This is a genomic window from Geodermatophilus sp. SYSU D01106, from assembly GCF_054049995.1.
Genome location: NZ_JBJGYM010000001.1, coordinates 290,111 through 308,338 on the forward strand (window position 1 = coordinate 290,111; position 18,228 = coordinate 308,338).

General features: G+C 74.8%; 19 protein-coding genes. 6 read left to right on the forward strand and 13 right to left on the reverse strand.

The features are described 5' to 3' along the window. Window positions 1-28 precede the first annotated feature (28 nt). The gene (locus ACI78R_RS01535; RefSeq protein ID WP_073421100.1) at window positions 29-556 is read left to right on the forward strand and encodes a hypothetical protein; all 528 of its coding nucleotides are present in this window, start codon (window positions 29-31) and stop codon (window positions 554-556) included. 83 nt (window positions 557-639) lie between these two features. Here the strand turns inward: ACI78R_RS01535 and ACI78R_RS01540 are convergent, their stop codons facing one another. Further along, window positions 640-1,962 (reverse strand): M23 family metallopeptidase, encoded by a 1,323-nt coding sequence (locus ACI78R_RS01540; RefSeq protein ID WP_457039418.1) that lies wholly within the window; start codon window positions 1,960-1,962, stop codon window positions 640-642. Window positions 1,963-2,175: 213 nt separating this feature from the next. Here ACI78R_RS01540 and ACI78R_RS01545 point away from each other — a divergent pair, with 213 nt between their 5' ends. Both ACI78R_RS01545 and ACI78R_RS01550 read left to right on the forward strand, forming a co-directional pair. Next, the gene (locus ACI78R_RS01545) at window positions 2,176-3,240 is read left to right on the forward strand and encodes a Glu/Leu/Phe/Val family dehydrogenase (RefSeq protein ID WP_457039419.1); all 1,065 of its coding nucleotides are present in this window, start codon (window positions 2,176-2,178) and stop codon (window positions 3,238-3,240) included. 182 nt (window positions 3,241-3,422) lie between these two features. After that, window positions 3,423-3,644: a DUF3073 domain-containing protein gene (locus ACI78R_RS01550; protein WP_073421094.1), complete on the forward strand. Its 222-nt coding sequence runs from the start codon at window positions 3,423-3,425 to the stop codon at window positions 3,642-3,644. An 84-nt stretch (window positions 3,645-3,728) separates the two neighbouring features. Here the strand turns inward: ACI78R_RS01550 and purM are convergent, their stop codons facing one another. Together purM and purF are read right to left on the reverse strand one after the other, a co-directional pair. Beyond that, on the reverse strand, window positions 3,729-4,787 hold the full coding sequence (gene purM / locus ACI78R_RS01555) for a phosphoribosylformylglycinamidine cyclo-ligase (RefSeq protein WP_457039420.1): 1,059 nt from the start codon (window positions 4,785-4,787) through the stop codon (window positions 3,729-3,731). Then, complete coding sequence (gene purF / locus ACI78R_RS01560) at window positions 4,784-6,352, reverse strand: amidophosphoribosyltransferase (protein WP_073421090.1); 1,569 nt, start codon at window positions 6,350-6,352, stop codon at window positions 4,784-4,786. The genes purM and purF overlap by 4 nt, the downstream gene beginning before the upstream one ends. Before the next feature lie 123 nt (window positions 6,353-6,475). Between purF and ACI78R_RS01565 the strand changes: the two genes are divergently transcribed. Next, on the forward strand, window positions 6,476-6,823 hold the full coding sequence (locus ACI78R_RS01565; protein ID WP_457039421.1) for a hypothetical protein: 348 nt from the start codon (window positions 6,476-6,478) through the stop codon (window positions 6,821-6,823). 38 nt (window positions 6,824-6,861) lie between these two features. Here the strand turns inward: ACI78R_RS01565 and ACI78R_RS01570 are convergent, their stop codons facing one another. Both ACI78R_RS01570 and ACI78R_RS01575 read right to left on the reverse strand, forming a co-directional pair. Next, window positions 6,862-7,470: an MBL fold metallo-hydrolase gene (locus ACI78R_RS01570; RefSeq protein WP_457039422.1), complete on the reverse strand. Its 609-nt coding sequence runs from the start codon at window positions 7,468-7,470 to the stop codon at window positions 6,862-6,864. Continuing rightward, window positions 7,470-8,555 (reverse strand): S-(hydroxymethyl)mycothiol dehydrogenase, encoded by a 1,086-nt coding sequence (locus ACI78R_RS01575; protein WP_073421084.1) that lies wholly within the window; start codon window positions 8,553-8,555, stop codon window positions 7,470-7,472. Before ACI78R_RS01575 ends, ACI78R_RS01570 begins: the two co-directional genes overlap by 1 nt. Before the next feature lie 167 nt (window positions 8,556-8,722). Between ACI78R_RS01575 and ACI78R_RS01580 the strand changes: the two genes are divergently transcribed. Together ACI78R_RS01580 and ACI78R_RS01585 are read left to right on the forward strand one after the other, a co-directional pair. Continuing rightward, on the forward strand, window positions 8,723-10,138 hold the full coding sequence (locus ACI78R_RS01580; protein ID WP_073421082.1) for an L-lactate MFS transporter: 1,416 nt from the start codon (window positions 8,723-8,725) through the stop codon (window positions 10,136-10,138). Then, a complete protein-coding gene (locus ACI78R_RS01585) occupies window positions 10,135-10,293 on the forward strand; it encodes an MFS transporter small subunit (protein ID WP_175562888.1) in 159 nt (52 codons plus the stop codon). The genes ACI78R_RS01580 and ACI78R_RS01585 overlap by 4 nt, the downstream gene beginning before the upstream one ends. Here ACI78R_RS01585 and ACI78R_RS01590 read toward each other — a convergent pair. The 8 genes from ACI78R_RS01590 to purB all read right to left on the reverse strand — a co-directional run bounded on the left by ACI78R_RS01590 (window position 10,283) and on the right by purB (window position 18,192). After that, window positions 10,283-11,182, reverse strand: a complete 900-nt coding sequence (locus ACI78R_RS01590; RefSeq protein ID WP_457039423.1) for an ATP-grasp domain-containing protein — start codon at window positions 11,180-11,182, stop codon at window positions 10,283-10,285. The two genes, ACI78R_RS01585 and ACI78R_RS01590, sit on opposite strands and share 11 nt — an antisense overlap. An 83-nt stretch (window positions 11,183-11,265) precedes the next feature. Next, on the reverse strand, window positions 11,266-11,652 hold the full coding sequence (locus tag ACI78R_RS01595; RefSeq protein ID WP_457039424.1) for a sterol carrier family protein: 387 nt from the start codon (window positions 11,650-11,652) through the stop codon (window positions 11,266-11,268). Then, window positions 11,652-13,997, reverse strand: a complete 2,346-nt coding sequence (gene purL / locus ACI78R_RS01600) for a phosphoribosylformylglycinamidine synthase subunit PurL (protein ID WP_457039425.1) — start codon at window positions 13,995-13,997, stop codon at window positions 11,652-11,654. The genes ACI78R_RS01595 and purL overlap by 1 nt, the downstream gene beginning before the upstream one ends. After that, on the reverse strand, window positions 13,994-14,665 hold the full coding sequence (gene purQ / locus ACI78R_RS01605; RefSeq protein ID WP_457039426.1) for a phosphoribosylformylglycinamidine synthase subunit PurQ: 672 nt from the start codon (window positions 14,663-14,665) through the stop codon (window positions 13,994-13,996). The genes purL and purQ overlap by 4 nt, the downstream gene beginning before the upstream one ends. Window positions 14,666-14,676: 11 nt before the next feature. Next, the gene (purS, locus tag ACI78R_RS01610) at window positions 14,677-14,916 is read right to left on the reverse strand and encodes a phosphoribosylformylglycinamidine synthase subunit PurS (RefSeq protein ID WP_457039427.1); all 240 of its coding nucleotides are present in this window, start codon (window positions 14,914-14,916) and stop codon (window positions 14,677-14,679) included. Between the two features lie 114 nt (window positions 14,917-15,030). Next, window positions 15,031-15,903: a DUF559 domain-containing protein gene (locus tag ACI78R_RS01615; protein ID WP_457039428.1), complete on the reverse strand. Its 873-nt coding sequence runs from the start codon at window positions 15,901-15,903 to the stop codon at window positions 15,031-15,033. A 121-nt stretch (window positions 15,904-16,024) separates the two neighbouring features. Beyond that, entirely contained in the window at window positions 16,025-16,888 is an 864-nt protein-coding gene (locus ACI78R_RS01620) for a phosphoribosylaminoimidazolesuccinocarboxamide synthase (protein ID WP_073421070.1), read from the reverse strand. Beyond that, the gene (gene purB, locus ACI78R_RS01625) at window positions 16,885-18,192 is read right to left on the reverse strand and encodes an adenylosuccinate lyase (RefSeq protein WP_457039429.1); all 1,308 of its coding nucleotides are present in this window, start codon (window positions 18,190-18,192) and stop codon (window positions 16,885-16,887) included. The genes ACI78R_RS01620 and purB overlap by 4 nt, the downstream gene beginning before the upstream one ends. Between the last annotated feature and the right edge of the window lie 36 nt (window positions 18,193-18,228).

The window sequence follows — 18,228 nt, forward strand, 5'->3', positions numbered from 1 at the left end:
GGCGCCGCCCGGCGGCTAGCCTCCGCACATGCGTTCCCTGACCCTCCTGTCCCGCTCCGCCCTGGCGGTCGCCGCCGCGGCCGTCCTGACCGCCTGCGGTGGGTCGGACGAGGGCTCCTCCGACTCCGCGTCGTCGTCGAGCAGCAGCACCAGCTCGTCGTCGTCGGCCTCGCAGACCAGCAGCGCGGCCCCGAGCTCCACGAGCGACGACCCCGCCGTCGCCGCCTTCTGCACCCAGGTCGCCCAGTTCACCGAGCTGGGCAACCAGCTCTCCGCCGCCTCCCCCGAGCAGCTGCCGGGCCTGCTGCAGCAGGCCGCCGCGGCGTTCGACAGCGTCCAGCCGCCGGCGGAGATCGCCTCCTCCTGGCAGGTCCTGGGTGACGGCGTGCAGCGGTTCGCCGACACCGCCAACGGCGTCGACCTCGCCACCCCCGAGGGTCAGAGCCAGCTGCAGACCGCCGCCCAGGACTTCCTCGGCGTCGCCAGCGGCCCCGACGGCACCGCGGTGCAGGAGTTCGGCACCGCCAACTGCGGCGAGGCGGCTCCCACCACCTGACGGAGGACCACCCCTCTCCCCCGAACGCGACGACGGCCCGTCCCCTCCTGCAGGGGGCGGGCCGTCGTCGTACGCGCGGTGGCTCAGCAGCCGCTGATGCTCACGCCGCGGGCGCGCAGCCACGGGACCGGGTCCACCTGGCCGGCGTGCAGCCGGCCCGAGGGGTGCACCTCGAAGTGCAGGTGCGGGCCGGTGGACTGGCCGCGGTTGCCCACCTCGGCGATCAGCTCGCCGGCGCGCACCCGCTCGCCGGGCCGGACGAACTCGGCGTTGACGTGGCCGTAGACGGTGACCGCGCCGTCGTCGCCGGTGATGTAGATGGCCAGGCCGAAGCCGGTGGCCGGGCCGGTGCGGGTGACGGTGCCCGAGGTGGCGGCGTAGACCGGCGTGCCGATGGGTGCGGCGATGTCGACGCCGCCGTGCAGGGTGCCCCAGCGCCAGCCGAAGCAGCTCGACGTCCGCCCGGAGGTCGGCTTGACGTAGCCGGACCCGCTGACGGCGCCGGCCGTCCCGGAGGAGGCGCTCCGGGCGGCGGCGGCCGCGGCGGCGGCCTCCTGCGCGGCCCGGGCGGCGGCCGCGGCGGCGGCGGCCTCCTCGGCGGCCTTCTGCCGCTGCCACTCGGCGTAGGCGTCGCGGGCGCCCTGCAGCTGCAGCAGCTGGATCTGCGCCGCCTGCAGCTGCTGGTCGAGCGCCGCCTTGTCGGCCTGGGCCGTGGCGACGGCGCCCCGCTGGGCGGCCACCTGCGCGTCCGCGGCGGCCTTGGCCGACGCCGCCTGCTCCTCCGCCTCGGCCATCTGGTCGCGGGTCACCCGGGCCGAGGACTCGGCGTTGGCCTGCCGGACGCGGGCGACCTCGAGCTCCTCGAGGACGTCGACCTGCGTGTCGGCGACGTACTCCAGCATCGCGGCGCGCTGCACGAGCTCGCCCGGGCCCGCGGAGTCCAGCAGCGCGGCGGCGGTGGTCAGGGTGGCGCCGTTGACGTAGCTGTCGCGCGCGAAGCCGCCGATGCGCCCGATCGCGGCCTCCACGGCCTCGGCGGCGGCCCGCAGGTCCGCGGCCGCCTGGTCGGCGGCGGCCTGGGCCAGCGCGAGCGCCTCCTCGGCCGCCTCGTAGGCGACGCCGGCGGCCTCCGCCTGCACCGCGAGGCGGTCGAGTTCGGTCTGGGCGAGGGCGACCTCGGCCTGCAGCCGGCCGACCTCCGCGGCCGCGGCCTCCTGGGTGGCCCGGGCGTCGGCGAGCTGCCCGTCGGTGGGGTTGGGCGGGGGCGCGGGCACGGCCAGCGCCGGACCCGCACCGCCGACGAGGACGGCGCCGGTCAGCAGGCCGGCCAGCGCGACCCGCAGGCCCCGCCGCCGCGCGCGGGCAGCGCGACCGGGGGGCCGCCGGCCGGAACGGCACTGCAGCATCGAGCACTCCCTGGGGAAGAGGGACGGAGGAACGGCAGAAGCGTCGCGCCGTCACCGTGCGTCACACGAACAACACGCGGCACGGGTGCCACATCGTGACGAGGGGGTGCGGTCACCACCCCTCCTCCCGCCGCTTGTCGACACCCGCACCGCCGCTCCCCCGGTGCCGGACGGCCCCGTTCCGCCGCGTCCCGCGCGTCTAGGCTCGCCGCCGTGGACGTCCTCGCCTCCGGCGCTGAACAGGTGGTCTTCTGCTCCGACCCGGGCTCCGGCCTGCGGGCGGTGATCGCCATCGCCTCGACCGCGCTGGGCCCCGCGCTCGGCGGCACGCGGTTCCACCCGTACGCCTCCGAGGACGAGGCGGTGGCCGACGCACTGCGGCTCGCGAGCGCGATGGCCTACAAGAACAGCCTGGCCGGGCTCGACCTCGGCGGCGGCAAGGCCGTCATCATCGGCGACCCGCGCACCGACAAGACCGAGGCGCTGCTGCGCGCCTACGGCCGCTTCGTCGAGTCGCTGGGCGGGCGCTACCTGACCGCCTGCGACGTGGGCACCACGAACGCCGACCTCGACACGGTGGCCCGCGAGACGCGCTTCGCCCACGGCCGCTCCGAGGTGTACGGCGGCTGCGGCGACTCCTCGGTGCTCACCGCGTTCGGCGTCTTCCAGGGCATGCGCGCGGCCGCCCAGCACCGCTGGGGCACGCCCACGCTCGCCGGGCGCACCGTCGCCGTGGCCGGCGTCGGCAAGGTCGGCAGCTGGCTGGTGGACCGGCTCGTGGCCGACGGCGCCGACGTCGTCGTCACCGACGTCGACCCCGACGCCGTCGCGCGCGTCCGCGCCCGCCACCCCGGCGTCCAGGTGGCCGCCGACACCGCCGCCCTGGTGCGCACCCCGGCCGACGTCTACGCGCCGTGCGCCCTCGGCGGCGCGCTCGACGACGAGACGGTGGCCGTGCTCGGCGCCGAGATCGTCTGCGGCGGGGCGAACAACCAGCTCGCCCACGACGGCATCGCCGCGCAGCTGGTCGAGCGGGGCGTCCTGTACGCCCCCGACTACCTGGTCAACGCCGGCGGCGTCATCCAGGTCGAGGACGAGCGGCACGGCTTCTCCTTCGCCCGCGCCGAGGCGAAGGCGGCGGGGATCTTCGACGTCGCCCTGCGGGTGTTCGCGGCCGCCGAGGCCGAGGGCGTCTCCCCCGCCGTGGCGGCCGACCGGCTCGCCGAGGAGCGGATCGCCGCGGTCGGCCGGCTGGCCACCATCCGCCTGCCGCGCTGACCCCGGGCGGACGTGTCCACTACCACGGCCCCGGTCGGGGGACGGAGGAGGGAGGACCCGTGCCCGAGTCCCGTCCGTGTCGTAGTCTTGCTCGGGACACAGTTCACTCAGTCGGGGTCGCCACGCGGGCCGTCCAGCCCGTGAGCTGGGCTCCCGTTCTCCGTTATGAGGGGGTCGAGCCGATGGGGCGCGGCCGAGCGAAGGCCAAGCAGACGCGCGTGGCCCGTGAGCTCAAGTACAGCTCACCCAACACCGACCTCTCCGCGCTCCAGCGCGAGCTGGCCGGTTCTCCGTCGACCTACACCGCTCCGGCGGCGAAGGACGACGACGATGACGACGACGACGAGTTCGTCGACCGATGGGCGGACGACGACGCCGACGACGACTGGGCGGCCAGTCGCTGACGGTCGGCGTCCCGCCGGTTCGCTGAGCACGCTGCACCGCCGTCCCGCGAGGGACGGCGGTGCGCGCTGCGCCCGGGGACCGGGTCAGCGGTAGGAGCCCTCCAGCCGCGCGCCGGTCCCCCCGGCGCCGACGGTGCCGGCCACCCACGCGGGGACGCCGCGCGCGGTGAGCAGGGCGACCGCGCGGTCGGCGGCCTCGGCGGCGACGGCGGCGACCATGCCGACGCCGCAGTTGAAGGCCCGCTCGGACTCCGCGCGGGGCACCCCGTGCTCCTCGAGCAGGGTCACGGCCGCCGGCAGCGCCCAGGTGCCGCGGTCGAGCACGGCCTCCAGCCCGTCGGGGACCACCCGCGCGGTGTTGCCGGCCAGCCCGCCGCCGGTGATGTGCGCGAACGCGTGCACGCCGTCGGCGCCGAGCTCGTCCACGAGCGCCAGGCAGTCGAGCGCGTAGATCCGCGTGGGCTCCAGCAGCACGTCGCCCAGCGGGCGGTCGAGGCCGGCGGGGGTGGCGGCGAGGTCGAGCCCGGCGGCCGACACCACCCGGCGGACCAGCGAGTAGCCGTTGGAGTGGAACCCGCTGGAGGCCATCGCGACGACGACGTCGCCGTCGCGCACCCGCTCGGGCCCGAGCACGCCGTCGGCCTCGACGACGCCCACCGCGGTGGCGGCGAGGTCGTACTCGTCGGCGTCCATGAGGTCGCCGTGCTCGGCGGTCTCCCCGCCCACCAGCGACGCGCCGGCGAGCTCGCAGCCGGCGGCGATGCCGGTGACGATCGCGGCGATGCGCTCGGGGACGACCTTCCCGCAGGCCACGTAGTCCTGGAGGAACAGCGGCTCGGCGCCGCAGGCCACCAGGTCGTCGACGACCATCGCGACCAGGTCGATGCCCACGGTGTCGTGCCGGTCCAGCTGCCGGGCCAGGGCGATCTTCGTGCCGACGCCGTCGGTGGAGGAGGCCAGCAGCGGCCGGCGGTAGCGGGTGGTGTCGAGGGCGAAGAGCCCGGCGAACCCGCCGAGGCCGCCGACCACCTCGGGGCGGCGGGTCCGCTCGACCGCCGTGCGCATCAGGGTGACGGCGCGCTCGCCGGCGTCGATGTCGACGCCGGAGGCGGCGTAGGTGAAGCCCCCGGGGCCTGCGCTCACGGGCGGCGGAGGGCGTCGTCGGCGCCGCCGGACACCGCCGGGCTGCCGGCCTGCTGGCCGGTCCAGCCGCTGACGGAGCGCCCGGGCTCGTCGACGCGCGGCATCGGCGTGCGGCCGATCCCCTCGAGCACGTGCTTGCCGAGCACCCCCGGCTCCCCCAGCGGGATCGGGTAGGTGCCGGTGAAGCAGGCGGTGCACAGCCGGTTGGCCGGCTGCTCGGTGGCCGCGATCAGGCCCTGCTCGGAGACGTAGCCCAGCGAGTCGGCGTTGATCGAGGCGCGGACGCCGTCGACGTCGAGCCCGTTGGCGACCAGCTCGGCGCGGCTGGCGAAGTCGATGCCGTAGAAGCACGGCCACTTCACCGGCGGGCTGGAGATGCGCACGTGCACCTCGATGGCGCCGGCCTCGCGCAGCATGCGGATCAGCGCGCGCTGGGTGTTGCCGCGCACGATGGAGTCGTCGACGACGACCAGCCGCTTGCCGCGGATGACGTCGCGCAGCGGGTTGAGCTTGAGCCGGATGCCGAGCTGCCGGATGGTCTGCGACGGCTGGATGAAGGTGCGGCCGACGTAGGAGTTCTTGACCAGGCCCAGGCCGTAGGGGATGCCGCTGGCCTCGGCGTACCCGACGGCGGCCGGCGTGCCGGACTCCGGCACCGGGATGACCAGGTCGGCGTCGGCCGGGTGCTCCTTCGCCAGCCGCCGGCCGATCTCGACGCGGGCGGCGTGCACGCCGCGGCCGCTGATCGTGGTGTCGGGGCGGGCGAGGTAGACGTACTCGAAGACGCAGCCCTTGGGCTCGGCCGGGGCGAAGTGCTGGCTGCGCAGGCCGTTCCCGTCGATGGCGATCAGCTCGCCGGGCTCCACCTCGCGGACCACGGAGGCGCCGACGATGTCGAGGGCGGCGGTCTCGCTGGCCACGACCCAGCCGCGCTCGAGGCGGCCGAGGACCAGCGGGCGCACGCCCTGCGGGTCGCGGGCGGCGTAGAGCGTGTCCTCGTCCATGAAGGTGAGGCTGAAGGCGCCGCGCAGCTGCGGGAGCACCTCCATGGCCGCGGCCTCGACGCTCATGTCGGGGCGGGCGGCGATCAGGGAGGTGACGAGGTCGGAGTCGGTGCTGGCGGCGAAGGCGCCGGGGACGCCGGCGTCGGCGGCCCGGCCGGCCAGCTCCTCGGTGTTCACCAGGTTGCCGTTGTGGCACAGGGCGAGGCCCGTGCCGGCGTCGGTGGTCCGGAACGTCGGCTGGGCGTTCTCCCAGGTGGACGCGCCGGTGGTCGAGTACCGGGTGTGGCCGACGGCGAGGTGGCCGCGCAGGCTGCCCAGGGTCGACTCGTCGAAGACCTGGCTGACCAGCCCGAGGTCCTTGTAGACGACGACCGAGGCGCCGTCGGAGACGGCGATGCCCGCTGCCTCCTGACCGCGGTGCTGGAGGGCGTACAGGCCGAAGTAGGTCAGCTTGGCGACCTCCTCCCCCGGCGCCCAGACACCGAAGACGCCACAGGCGTCCTGGGGGCCGGGGGCATGGGGGTCGAGGGCGTGCGTCAGCCGTCCGTCACCGCGAGGCACACAGCCCAGCCTACCGGCAGCGGCCCCTCCCGCCGGGTGGGGCGCGCCACCCGGCGGTCCGGCGCGGACGGAACTGCGGCGGGGGTGCGGGGCGTTGTCGGGGGCACGACCCGAGGAGGCGTCATGGCCAGTGACCGGCCCGACCCGCAGGAGTTCCTGGAGATGGCCCAGCGGATGCTCCGCGGGCTGTTCGACCAGCCGCGCGCGGACGACCCGCGCGACGACGACCCGTGGGGCCGCGCGACCCGCGAGCGCCGCCGGGAGCCCAGCCCCGAGGAGCGCCGCGAGAACCTGACCTTCGCGCTCGCCACCCGCGCCGTCGAGGCGCTGGAGGACCTCGCGCTCAACGTCGCCGCCATCCGGCAGCGCCTCGAGCGCACGGCTCCCGCGGAGCAGGCACCCAGGCCGGCGGAGGAGCCCACCGTGCGACCGCCGTCCGCGGAGGGCGACGGCGGGACCGGCCGGGGCTGAACCCCGGCCGGTCCGGCCGACCCAGGAGACCGTGCCGGTCAGGAGACCGTGCTGATCTCCGCGGAGATCCGGGTGTCCTCGCCGTGCCCGGTGTGCACGACCGTGTCGCCGTGCAGGGTGAGCAGCTTGGCGCGGATGGACCGCACGATCGTCGGGTGGTCGCTGAAGCTGCGGCCCGTGGCGCCGGGCCCGCCGGAGAACAGCGTGTCGCCGCTGAAGACGGCGGCCAGGTCCGGGGCGTGCAGGCAGGTGCTGCCCGGCGAGTGACCCGGGGTGTGCAGCGCGCTCAGCGTCGTGCCGGCCACCCGGAAGCGGGTGCCCTCCCCCAGCGCCTCGTCCGGGCGCGCCCCGGGGTGGACCACGTCCCACAGCATCGTGTCGGCGGGGTGGAACCAGATCGGCGCGCCGGTGGCCTCGCGCAGGTCGACGGCGGCGGTGATGTGGTCGTTGTGCCCGTGGGTGAGCACGATCGCGGTCACCTTCCGCCCGCCGACGGCCTCGACGATCGGCTCGGCGCGGTGCGGGGCGTCGATGACCAGCACCTCGTCGTCGTCACCGACGAGCCAGACGTTGTTGTCGACGTCGAAGTCCTGGCCGTCGAGGCTGAAGACGCCGGAGACGACGGCCTTCTCGATGCGGGCGCCCATCAGAGGACGACGACCGAGCGCAGGACCTCGCCGCGGTGCATCTTCTCGAAGGCCGCCTCGACGTCGTCGAGGCCGACGGTCTCGGTGACGAAGTCGGCCAGCGGGAAGCGGCCCTGCCGGTACAGGTCGGCGAGCATCGGAAAGTCGCGGCTGGGCAGGCAGTCGCCGTACCAGCTGGACTTGAGCGCCCCGCCGCGGCCGAACAGCTCGATCATCGGCAGTGTCAGCTGCATGTCCGGGGTGGGGACCCCCACCAGGACGACGCGGCCGGCGAGGTCGCGGGCGTAGAAGGCCTGCTCGAAGACCTCGGGGCGGCCGACGGCGTCGATGGCGACGTCGACGCCGAACCCGTTCGTGAACCCCTTGATCGCCTCGACGGCGTCGGTGGACCGGGAGTTGACGGTGTGCGTGGCGCCGAACTGCCGCGCCCACTCGAGCTTCCGGTCGTCGACGTCGACGGCGACGATCGTCGTCGCCCCGGCCAGCTTCGCCCCGGCGATCGCGGCGTCGCCGACGCCGCCGCAGCCGAAGACCGCGACGGACTCCCCGCGCTGCACCCCACCGGTGTTGATGGCCGCGCCCACGCCGGCCATGACGCCGCAGCCGAGCAGGCCCGCGGCGGTGGCCGGGGTCTCCGGGTCGACCTTCGTGCACTGGCCGGAGTGGACGAGCGTCTTCTCCACGAACGCGCCGATGCCCAGCGCCGGGGACAGCTCGGTGCCGTCGGCCAGCGTCATCTTCTGCGCGGCGTTGTGGGTGTCGAAGCAGTAGTGCGGCTGGCCCTTGAGGCAGGCGCGGCACTGCCCGCACACGGCGCGCCAGTTGAGGACGACGAAGTCGCCGACGGCCACGTTGGTGACGCCCTCACCGACGGCCGCCACGGTCCCGGCGGCCTCGTGGCCGAGCAGGAACGGGAACTCGTCGTTGATGCCGCCCTCGCGGTAGTGCAGGTCGGTGTGGCAGACCCCGCAGGCCTGCACGTCGACGACGGCCTCGCCCGGGCCCGGGTCGGGCACCAGGACCGTCTCGACGCTGACCGGTGCTCCCTTGCTGCGGGCGACGACGCCCCTCACCTCGTAGGCCATGCGCCGAGCCTAGAGGCGGCGCCCCGGCCGTCGTCCGGTCGCGCGGGACGGGATGCCGCGCAACGGTCCGGTCACGCTCGACGCGCGGGTTCCCGGAGGGGGACGTAGCGTTCGTCACTGTTTTCCTGCCAACAGGGCCGCCCGGCCCCGCCGAGCGGAGGTCCCCCGTGGCGCTACCCGGCTTCCTGCGGCGCGAGCGCATCGTCGCCCGCCCCGGATTCAACCGGTGGCTCATCCCGCCCGCGGCGCTGGCGGTGCACCTGTGCATCGGCCAGGCGTACGCCACCAGCGTCTACAAGAACGCCCTGGTCGACCACTTCGCGGTCTCGCAGACGGCGATCGGCATCGTCTTCTCGATCGCCATCGTGATGCTCGGCCTGTCGGCCGCGCTGTTCGGCACGTGGGTGGACAGGAACGGCCCCCGCGCCGCGATGTTCACCTCGGCGTGCTTCTGGGTGTCCGGCTTCCTGGTCGGCGGCCTGGGCATCGAGACCGGCCAGCTGTGGCTGCTGTACCTCGGTTACGGCGTGCTGGGCGGCATCGGCCTGGGCATCGGCTACATCTCGCCGGTGTCCACGCTGATCAAGTGGTTCCCCGACCGGCCGGGCCTGGCCACCGGCATGGCGATCATGGGCTTCGGCGGTGGCGCGCTCATCGCCTCGCCGCTGTCCCGCCAACTCATGAGCTGGTACGACCCCAGCTACGACGGCACGGCCGGCACGGTGCCCAACGGCGAGGCCGTCGCGGCGCTCTTCTTCACCTTCGCCGCGCTCTACCTGGTCTTCATGATGTTCGGCGCCTTCATCGTGCGGGTGCCGGCCGAGGGCTGGAAGCCCGACGGCTTCGACCCCTCGACGGTCAAGCAGAAGGCGCTCGTCACCACCGAGAGCGTCTCGGCGCGCAACGCCGTCAAGACCCCGCAGTTCTGGCTGCTGTGGACCGTGCTGTTCTGCAACGTCACCGCGGGCATCGGGATCCTCGAGCAGGCCAGCCCGATGATCCAGGACTTCTTCCGCGACGGGGACACCTCCACGGTCGCCGCCACCGCGGCCGCGGGCTTCGTCGGCGTCCTGTCGCTGTTCAACATGGCCGGCCGGTTCGTCTGGTCCTCGACGTCGGACTACATCGGCCGCAAGCCGATCTACATGGTCTACCTGGGCGTCGGCCTGGTGCTGTACATCGCCCTGGCGACCATCGGCAGCAGCGCCACCTGGCTGTTCGTGCTGCTCGCCGCGGTGATCATCTCGTTCTACGGCGGCGGGTTCGCCACCATCCCGGCCTACCTGCGCGACCTGTTCGGCACCTACCAGGTGGGCGCCATCCACGGCCGGCTGCTCACCGCGTGGGCGGCGGCCGGTGTGGCCGGGCCGCTGATCGTCAACAGCGTCCTCGACACCCAGGGTGAGCCGGGCAGCCTGGTCGCGGCCAACTACCGGCCGGCGCTGTTCATCATGGTCGGCCTGCTCGCCGTCGGGTTCGTGGCGAACCTGCTGGTGCGGCCGGTCGACAGCAAGTGGCACGAGCCGCACCGCGACGCCTCCGGCGCCGCCACCCCGACCCCGGAACGGAGCGCCGTCCGATGAGCACGTCGATCTCGAAGGAGCAGTCGGCCGACGGGCAGCGGCCGGTGCACACCCCGACCGGGCTGATCGCCTTCGCGTGGACGCTGGTCGGCGTGCCGCTGGCCTACGGCCTGTACCAGACGGTCAAGACGGCGCTCACCCTCTTCACCGGCTGAGCCGCTCCCCCCTCCCCGCGCGCAGCCGGCCGAGCACGTGCTCGGCCAGCTGCGCGCGGGCGTGTGGGGCCGCCGACGCGAGGAACAGGAAGCAGTCGGTGACCTCGAGCTCGAGCAGGACGGGGCCGGCGTCCCCCGGGATGACGTCGACGCGCGCGTAGGACAGCGCGCCGCGGCCGCCGGGCACCGCACCGAGGGCGGCCCGGGCGACCGTCAGCTGGGCGGCGTCGGGCTCGACCGGCCGCACCGTGCCGAGGACGTCGGCGACCACGACCGGGCGGCGCACCCCCGCGCCGGCGAGCAGCGGCTCCCGGCGGACGGCGTGGGAGAACTCGCCGGCCAGGAACACCATGCTCGTCTCACCGGCGGTGTCGATGCCGGGCAGGTAGGGCTGCACCATCACCGTCCGGCCCTGCGCGTGCAGCGCCGCGACGAGGGCCGTCGCCTCCGGGTCGGCCAGGCTGCCGAAGCGCCCGGTGTCGGCGGCGCTGCCACTGACGGCGGGCTTCACGACGACGTCCCCGGCGCCCGCGGGGCCCGCCGACGTCTCCCCCGGTTCCAGGAAGACCGTGGGGACGGTCGGCACCCCGGCGCCCGCCAGGTCGCGCAGGTAGCGCTTGTCGGTGTTCCAGGCCAGCACCCCGGCCGGGTTGACCGTCGGCGGGCAGGTGCGGGCCCAGGACACGAAGGCGTCCCGGCGGAGCGGGTAGTCCCAGGTGCTGCGCACCAGCACCCCGTCGAACGCCGCCCAGTCGACGCCTGGGTCGTCCCACACGGCGGGGACGGCGTCGGCCCCCGCGGCGTCCAGGGCGGCCAGGAGCAGCGGCCCGTCCTCGTCGAGCTGCGGCGCCGTCCGGCACGTCGCCACCGCCACCCGCATCCGCGCCATGCCGTCCTCCCGGGACTCGACCGGACGGGAGGCTACGGGCGGGGTCCGACAGGCCGGCCCGGCCCCGGAGGGCCTTTGTAGCGCTATTGGCCCCTCAGGGGCCGCAGGGGCAGGTGCTCGGAGAGGTCGGCGCGGTTGCCGCTCGCGCTGACCGACCCGGCGGCCACCGCCTCGGCCCAGCTCAGCTCGCCGGTCGCCAGCCGCAGCCACGTGGCGGCGTCGGTCTCCACGACGTTCGGCGGCGTCCCCCGGGTGTGCCGCGGCCCCAGGACCAGCTGGACGGCGACGTGCGGCGGCACCCGCAGCTCCACCGAGCGTCCGGGCACCTGCTGGGCCAGCCAGCGGGTGCTCGTCTTCACCGCCGCGCCGAGCACCGACCGCGCCGGCTGCCCGGCCTCCCCCGCCAGCCACGGGCGCACCGCGTCGACGGCGGCCCGCAGCTCGTCGGCGGGGATCGGCTGCGCGGGCATCAGCTCGTCGGGACGGTCCCCGCCGGGACGCTGCCCACGGTCGCCTCGGGGGTGCCGAACAGGGCCGGGAGGGTCGCCGTCCAGGCCGCGCGCAGCTCGTCCAGCGGCAGCGCGGCGATCCCCTCGACGGCGAGCGTGTCGCCGCCGGTGGTGCCGAGCTCGGTGACGGGGACGCCGGCCCACTCCGCCGTGGTCCGGACGGCCTCGGGGTCGGTCGTGGTGACCACGGCGCGGGCGCCGGACTCGCTGAACAGCGCGGTGAACGGATCGTCCCCGAGCTGCAGCGTCGCGCCGGTGCCGTACCGGAGCGCCGACTCGGCCAGCGCCTGGGCGAGGCCGCCGTCGGCGAGGTCGTGCGCGGAGGTGACCAGGCCCTCGCGGCCCAGGGCCCCGAGCACCTCGCCGAGGGAGCGCTCGGCCTCGAGGTCGACGGCCGGCGGGCGGCCGCCGAGGTGGCCGTGGACGACCGACGCCCACGCCGAGCCGCCGAACTCTGGCCGGGTCTCGCCGAGCAGCAGCACGGTCTCGCCGGCGGCGCGCCAGCCGGTGGGCACGCGGGTGCGGACGTCGTCGTGCACGCCCAGCACGCCGATGACCGGCGTCGGGTTGATGGCGACGTCGCCGGTCTGGTTGTAGAGGCTCACGTTGCCGCCGGTGACCGGCAGGCCGAGGGTGCGGCAGGCGTCGGCGAGACCGCGGACGGCCTCGGCGAACTGCCACATGACCTCGGGCTCCTCCGGGGAGCCGAAGTTCAGGCAGTTGGTGACCGCCAGCGGGCGGGCGCCGCTGACGGCGACGTTGCGGTAGGCCTCGGCCAGGTTGAGCTGCGCGCCGGCGTAGGGGTCGAGGCGGGCGAAGCGGGCGTTGCCGTCGAGGGCCAGCGCGATCCCGCGGGAGCTCTCCTCGTCGATGCGGACCACGCCGGCGTCGTCGGGCTGGGCGAGCACGGTGTTGCCGCGCACGTAGCGGTCGTACTGCTCGGTGACCCAGGTCTTGTCGGCGCCGTCGGGGCTGGCGACGACGGCCAGCCAGTGCGCGGTCAGCTCCTCCGCCGTGGCCGGACGGGGCAGCGCGGCGGCGTCGTCGGCGTGCAGGGCGTCGAGCTCGGCGGGGCGCCGCATCGGCCGCTCGTACACCGGGCCCTCGTGGGCGACGGTGCGCGGCGGGACGTCGACGATGCGCTCGCCGTGCCAGTCGACGGTGAGCCGGTCGCCGGCGGTGACCTCACCGATGACGGTGGCCAGCACGTCCCACTTCCGGCAGACGGCGAGGAAGGCGTCGACCTTGTCCGGCTCGACGATGGCGCACATCCGCTCCTGCGACTCGCTCATGAGGATCTCGGCGGGCGTCAGGGTGCTGTCTCGCAGCGGGACGCGGTCGAGGTCGACGTGCATGCCGCCGGTGCCGGCGCTCGCCAGCTCCGAGGTGGCGCAGGACAGCCCGGCGCCGCCGAGGTCCTGGATCCCGGTGACCAGGTCCTGGGCGAAGATCTCCAGGCAGGCCTCGATGAGCAGCTTCTCGGTGAACGGGTCGCCGACCTGGACGCTCGGCCGCTTGGCCGGGCCCTCGGCGTCGAAGGTCTCCGACGCCAGCACCGAGACCCCGCCGATGCCGTCGCCGCCGGTGCGGGCGCCGAACAGGACGACCTTGTTGCCCACGCCCTCGGCCTTGGCCAGCCGCACGTCCTCGTGCTTCATGACGCCGACGCACAGGGCGTTGACCAGCGGGTTGCCCGCGTAGCAGTCGTCGAAGAGCAGCTCGCCGCCGATGTTGGGCAGGCCCAGGCAGTTGCCGTAGCCGCCGACGCCGGCGACGACGCCGGGCAGCACGCGCGCGGTGTCGGGGGCGTCGGCGCGGCCGAACCGCAGCGAGTCCATGACGGCGACGGGGCGGGCGCCCATGGTGAGGATGTCGCGGACGATGCCGCCGACGCCGGTGGCCGCGCCCTGGTAGGGCTCGACGTAGCTCGGGTGGTTGTGCGACTCGACCTTGAAGGTGACCGCGTAGCCGTCGCCGACGTCGACGACGCCGGCGTTCTCGCCGATGCCGACGAGCAGGTGCTCACTGGGCGGCAGGTCGCCGAACTGCCGCAGGTGCACCTTGGAGCTCTTGTAGGAGCAGTGCTCGCTCCACATGACCGAGTACATGGCCAGCTCGGCGGTGGTCGGCCGGCGGCCGAGGATGTCGCGGATGCGGGCGTACTCGTCCGCCTCGAGCCCGAGCTCGGCGAAGGGCTGCTCGACGTCGGACGTGCCCTCCGCGAGCGGGACGGTGTCGAGCTGGTGCGACAGCGGGCCGGGCCCGGTGTCGAGGTCGGAGAGACCGGCGGTGGCCGACTCGGTCATGCGCTGACGACCGCCTTCAGGACGCTGGTGAAGAAGCCCAGGCCGTCGGTCGAGGGGCCGGTGAGGTCCTCGACGGCGTGCTCCGGGTGGGGCATGAGGCCGACGACGCGGCCGTCCTCGCTGGCGACGCCGGCGATGTCGCGCAGGCTGCCGTTGGGGTTGCCGCCGACGTAGCGCACCGCCACCCGGCCCTCGCCCTCGAGCCGCTCGAGCTCGGCCGGGGCGGCGACGTAGCGGCCCTCCCCGTTCTTGACCGGCACGACGATCGTCTGGCCCTCGCCGTAGCTGCTGGTCCAGGCGGTGTCGGCGCGCTCGATGCGCAGCTGCTGGTCGCGGTTGCGGAAGTGCAGGTGGCTGTTGCGGGTGAGGGCGCCGGGCAGCAGGCCCGCCTCGCACAGCACCTGGAAGCCGTTGCAGATGCCGAGGACCGGCATGCCCTTGCGCGCCCGGTCGACGACGTCCTGCATCAGGGGTGCGCGGGCGGCGATGGCACCGGCGCGCAGGTAGTCGCCGTAGGAGAAGCCGCCGGGCAGGACGACGGCGTCGACGTCCCGGAGGTCGTGGTCGGCGTGCCACAGCGCGATCGGCTCGGCGCCGGCCAGGCGCACCGCGCGGGCGGCGTCGACGTCGTCCAGGGAGCCCGGGAAGGTGATGACACCGATGCGCACGGGGGTCCTTCTCAGTCGGTGGGGAGGTGCAGCTCGACGTCCTCGATGACCGGGTTGGCCAGCAGCGTCTCGGCGATCTGCTCGAGGTCGGCGCGGCTGAGGGAGCCCTCGACGTCGAGGACGAAGTGCTTGCCCTGGCGCACGCCGGTCACCTGGGAGTGGCCCAGCCGGCCGAGTGCGCCGAGCACCGCCTGCCCCTGGGGGTCGGAGATCTCCGGCTTGAGGACGACGTCGACGACCACCTGGGGCACGGCTCCCGAGCCTACCGGTCGCCCGGCGGCACCTTCCCGGCCCCGCGGCGGCCCGCGAGATCTGCACACTCGGGGCTTTCCGGCACCCGGGAGTCCCGAGTGTGCAGATCTCGGTCACCGCAGGGCGACGCGGATGGCGGCCACGACCGCATCGGGGCGGCCGAGCACGTCCGCGGAGGTGAACCGCAGGATCGTCCAGCCGGCCATGACCAGCCTGTTCTGGCGACGGACGTCCTCCACGAACACGCGACGGTCCCGGTGTCCGTCACCGTCGAACTCAACGAGGACGCGCCGGTCGGGCCACGCCAGGTCCACCCGGCCGGCGAAACCCTGCGCATCGTGGATCTCGTACTGCAGCACTGGCGCGGGCAGCCGGGCCACGTGCACCAGCCAGCGCAGCACCGACTCCATCGGGGAGCCGGCACGACGGTCGGCCAGGGGCAGCACCTCCCGGGCCCGCGCCGCGCCGCGACCCGACGGCCGCAGATCAAGCTGTCGGCGGAGGTCGTCGGGCGTGCAATGCTCGACGACCAGCTGGTCGGCCACCGCGAGCAACGCGGCCTCGGGCAGCACCGCAGCCAGGTCCCGCCAGGTCCGGGCCGCCGTGGTGACGGGCAGCCCCCGCCGTACCGTCACCTCTCCGGGGGTGAGCGGACTGCGGTGGATGCTGCGGTCGGCACGCGCTCGGACGGCCGAGCCGGTGGCGACGGTGATGTGGACCCGGACGTCGTCGGGCTGCACGGGTATGGCGACGCCCCAGAGGTCTGCCGCGGTCGCATGACTGAGGACGGCCCCGGGCGGTGCGGTCAGCAGGACCGCACCGATGCGAGCCCCGGTGTCGCCGGCGATGGCCTTCGGCAGGTAGGTGTCCCTCGACAGCCGGACGACGTCGCGGCGCCGCAGTGCCTCGTCGCCGATGCCGGCCGCGCGGGCCATCGCGCGGGTCGCCGGACCCGTCAGGCGGGTGGGGATGCGTCTCCGTGGCACCGGCGGAGCCTCGCCCAGATCGTCGCCATGGCCCGGCCGTCATCCACAGGCCCGTGCGAGATCTGCACACTCGGGGCTACTGAGTCGCGGAAAGCCCCGAGTGTGCAGATCTCGCGGTCCGTCAGGCGAACCGGCGGCCGGTCAGCTGCTCGTAGGCGGCGACGTAGCGCTCGCGGGTGGCGGCCACGACGTCGTCGGGCAGCTCCGGAGGCGGGGAGACGCGGTCCCACCCCGACGACGTGAGCCAGTCGCGGACGTACTGCTTGTCGAACGAGGGCTGGGGCGCGCCCGGCGCCCACGACGACGCCGGCCAGAACCGCGACGAGTCGGGCGTGAGCACCTCGTCGCCGAGCACCAGGCCGCCGTCGGCCCCCAGCCCGAACTCGAACTTGGTGTCGGCCAGCACGATCCCCGCCGCCGCGGCGATCTCAGCGCCCCGGCGGTAGAGCGCCAGGGTCAGCTCGCGCAGCTCGGCGGCCCGGCCGGCGCCCACCAGCGCCTCCACGCGGGCGAAGTCGATCGCCTCGTCGTGCTCGCCCACCTCGGCCTTGGTCGACGGCGTGAACACCGGCTCCGGCAGCCGCGAGCCCTCGACCAGCCCGGGCGGCAGGGCGACGTCGACGATCGCGCCGGTGCGCTCGTACTCCTTCGTCCCCGAGCCGGACAGGTGGCCGCGGGCCACGCACTCCACCGGGAGCATGTCCAGTCGCCGCACGAGCATCGCCCGTCCGGCCACCGACGCCGGCACGTCGTCGGCCGACACCAGGTGGTGCGACGCACCGAACGAGGTCAGCACCGGCGCCAGCTGCTCGAACCACCACACCGACAGCGCGGTGAGCACCCGCCCCTTGTCGGGGATCGGCGTCGGCAGCACGGAGTCGTAGGCCGAGATCCGGTCCGACGCCACGAGCAGCAGCCGGCCGTCCCCGGCGTCGTAGACCTCGCGCACCTTGCCGCGCGCGACGAGGGGCAGGTCGACCGTCACGACAGCGCGGCCAGCCGGTCGAACAGCGGGCCGAGGTTGCGCACGTAGCCCTCGGGGCGGCAGATCTCGTCCAGCCGCGCCTCGTCGAGGGTCACGCCCGAGGCCTCCGCGCGGGAGCGGAGCGTGGACCGGAACGGCGTCCCGGAGTTCCACGTCTCCATCGCCGCGCCCTGCACCAGCGCGTAGGCGTCCTCGCGGGACAGCCCGGTCTCCACCAGCTCGAGCAGCACCGCGGAGGTGTAGATGAGCCCGCCGGTGAGGTCGAGGTTGGCGCGCATCCGGTCGACGTCGACGACCAGGTCCTCCACCAGGCGGGCGGTGAGGTCCAGCAGGTAGTCGGTGGTGATCGCCGCGTCGGGGAGGAACACCCGCTCGGTGGAGGAGTGCGAGATGTCCCGCTCGTGCCACAGCGGGATGCCCTCCATCACCGGGACGACGGCGGCGCGCACCACCCGCGCCAGCCCGGCGATGCGCTCCGAGCGGATCGGGTTCTTCTTGTGCGGCATCGCGCTCGAGCCCTTCTGGCCGGAGCCGAAGGCCTCCGAGAGCTCGCGCACCTCGGTGCGCTGGCCGTGCCGCACCTCGAGCGCGACCGCCTCGCAGACGGTCGCGATGACCGCCAGCGCCGACACCCACTCGCTGATCGAGTCGCGGAGGACGACCTGCGTGGAGGCGTCGGCCGGCCGCAGGTCCAGCGCCTGCGCGACGGCGACCTCCACCGACGGGTCGATGAGGGAGTACGTGCCGACGGCGCCGGAGATGGCGACGACGCCGACGCGCTCGCGGGCCGCGCGCAGCCGGTCGCGGGAGCGGGCCGCGGCGAAGGCGAGGTCGGCGACCCGGTGCCCCCACACGACCGGCTCGGCGTGCACGCCGTGCGTGCGCCCGACCTTGAGCGTCTCCTGGTGCGCCAGGCCGTGGTCACGCAGCGCGGCCACCAGCCGGTCGGCCTTGGCGAGCAGCACGTCGGTGGCCTCGGTGAGCTGCACGGCGAGCGCGGTGTCGAGCAGGTCCGACGACGTCATGCCGTGGTGCACGTACGCGGCGGCCGAGCGCGGCTCGGTGTTGTCGGCCCACGCGGTGAGGAAGGCGATGACGTCGTGCTGCGTCGTCTCCTCGATCTCCGCGACGCGGGCGGCGGTCGGCGGCGGGGCGTTGCGCACCGGCTCCACGACGTCGGCCGGCACCCGCCCCGCGGCGGCGTGCGCCTCGAGGACGAGGGTCTCCACCCGGCACCAGAGCTCGTACTTGTGCTCGTCGCTCCAGACCCGGCCCATGTCGGGGAGCGTGTAGCGGTCGATCACGCGGGTACCGCCCGCACCCGGTCAGCTCGTCGAGTC